The organism is Amycolatopsis sp. NPDC059027, assembly GCF_042739735.1.
Lineage (GTDB): Bacteria > Actinomycetota > Actinomycetes > Mycobacteriales > Pseudonocardiaceae > Amycolatopsis.
The window spans coordinates 18260-20403 of the sequence record NZ_JBHYIK010000116.1; the positions used below are offsets into that span (position 1 = coordinate 18260).

Annotated in this window: 2 protein-coding genes; both read left to right on the forward strand. The window is 69.0% G+C overall.

The genetic code is table 11. From position 1 onward, the window contains the following. Positions 1-205: 205 nt before the first annotated feature. Positions 206-1069 carry a TIGR03621 family F420-dependent LLM class oxidoreductase gene (locus ACFWY9_RS42690; RefSeq protein ID WP_378324156.1) on the forward strand — a complete coding sequence of 288 codons (864 nt, stop codon included), beginning with the start codon at positions 206-208 and terminating at the stop codon, positions 1067-1069. Between the two features lie 141 nt (positions 1070-1210). Continuing rightward, the gene (locus tag ACFWY9_RS42695; protein ID WP_378341573.1) at positions 1211-2071 is read left to right on the forward strand and encodes a TIGR03621 family F420-dependent LLM class oxidoreductase; all 861 of its coding nucleotides are present in this window, start codon (positions 1211-1213) and stop codon (positions 2069-2071) included. Positions 2072-2144 lie beyond the last annotated feature (73 nt).

The window sequence follows — 2144 nt, forward strand, 5'->3', positions numbered from 1 at the left end:
CAAAACCCCCCCCCGCGCCCCCCGTCACAAACCCACCGACGTTGTGGGTAAGTCAGAGCGCGGCGCGGGGGGTGTGGGGGCGGCCAGCCCCCCCCCCCCCCCCCGCGGGGGGCGGGGGGCGGCTTCCGGCTTGGGAAATCGGTGTCGCGCGGTGCCGGACCGACCTAGAATGATCTTTGTTCGACCGCGTCACCGAGGAGACCGTATGACCACCCGCCCGTTCCGTTTCGGCGTCAACCTGCTCACCAGCGATTCACGAACCGAGTGGCAGGCCAAGGTACGACAGGCCGAGGATCTGGGCTATCACGTGCTCAACGTTCCCGACCACCTGGGCAGGCCCGCGCCGTTCCCGGCGTTGACGGCGGCCGCGGAAGTCACCACCACGGCACGTCTGGGCACCTATGTACTGAATGCCGGTTTCTACCGTCCGGCCCTGCTCGCGCGGGAAGCCGCCACGGTCGACCTGCTCAGTGACGGCCGCCTCGAAATCGGCCTCGGCGCGGGCTACGTCCAGTCCGAGTTCGAAGCCGCGGGTCTCCCCTTCCCGAGCGCGGGCGAGCGTCTGGACCATCTGGTACGGACCGTGACCGAGCTGCGCGCCCTGCTCGGCGCGGACCACCAGCCCGCGCCCGTCCAGCGCCCGGCGCCGCCGATCATGATCGCCGGACAGGGAAAGCGGCTGCTGCGCGCCGCCGCCCAGCACGCGGACATCGTCGGCATCGCGGGTGCCCTGCCCCTCGACGACAACGACACCGGACACGGCGCGCTGGCGGAGAAGATCGAACTCGTGCGTTCCGCCGCCGGCCCGCGCGCGGCGGACCTCGAACTGAACCTGCTCGTCAAGGCCGTCGCCCGGGACGCCGCGGCGATCGATTTGTCCTTCCAGCGCAGGTTCGCCCCGGACCTGTCGGACGAACGGCTCCTCGCGCTGCCCGGCGTCCTGTGCGGCAGCCCTTCTGCGATCGTCGAGACCCTGCACGAATACCGGGAGAAGTACGGGATCACGTATTTCACGGTGCTCGAGTTCCACAGGGACGCCTTCGCGGAGGTCATCGCGCAGCTGCGGTGAGCCGGACGGCGCCGGGAAGCCTTCAATCCTCGCCCATTCAGGGCCTTTCGGCCAGTTTTCGATGTCCGGAAAGCCGGTGCCGCACCCTGGGAAGCTGCCTAAGATCGTTCTCGGGGATGTCCGCAGACCAGAGGAGAACGTATGTCCGCCCGTCCATTCCGTTTCGGCGTGAACATGGCCATCTGCGAATCGCGCGCGAAGTGGCGAGACAAGGCACGGCGCGCGGAAGACCTTGGCTACGACGTGATCCAGGTGCCCGACCATCTCGGCCTTCCCGCGCCGTTTCCCGCGCTGGCGGCGGCCGCGGAGGTCACCGCCACGGCTCGCTTGGGCACCTATGTGCTGAATGCCGGCTTCTACCGTCCCGCCTTGCTCGCCAGGGAGGTCGCCACCACCGACCTCCTTGTCGACGGACGGCTCGAACTCGGCCTCGGCGCGGGCTACGTCAAGGAAGAATTCGACGCCGTGGGCCTCCCCTTCCCCAGCGCGGGGGAACGCGTGGATCACCTGACACACACCGTGACCGAACTGCGCCGCCTGTTCGCCGACCACCAGCCCCCGGTGGCCCAGCAGCCCGGCCCGCCGATCATGATCGCCGGAACAGGCCCCAGGGTGTTGCGCTTCGCCGCCGAGCACGCCGACATCGTCGGCATCGCGGGTGCCCTGCCCCTCGACGACAACGACACCGGACACACGGCGCTGGCGAAGAAGATGGAACTCGTGCGCGCCGCGGCTGCTCCGCGCGAGACGGAACCCGAACTGAACCTGCTCATCCAGGGCGCCTTCCCGGACGCCTCGACGGCCGACCTGTCCTTCCAGCGCCAGCTCGCCCCCGGCCTGTCCGACGAGCGGATCCGAAAGCTCCCCGGCATTCTGAGCGGCAGCGCTTCGGCGATCGCCGACACCCTGCGCGAATACCGGGAAACCTATGGACTGACGTATTTCTCGGTGGTCGAGCTCAGCATGGACACCTTCGCGGAGGCCATCGCGCTGCTGCGGTGAGCCGCGGCCCGCTTTCGTGGTCCGTGTATTCCCCCATTTTGGGCGGTGGTTGCGACCAAGGGGGCGTGAACGG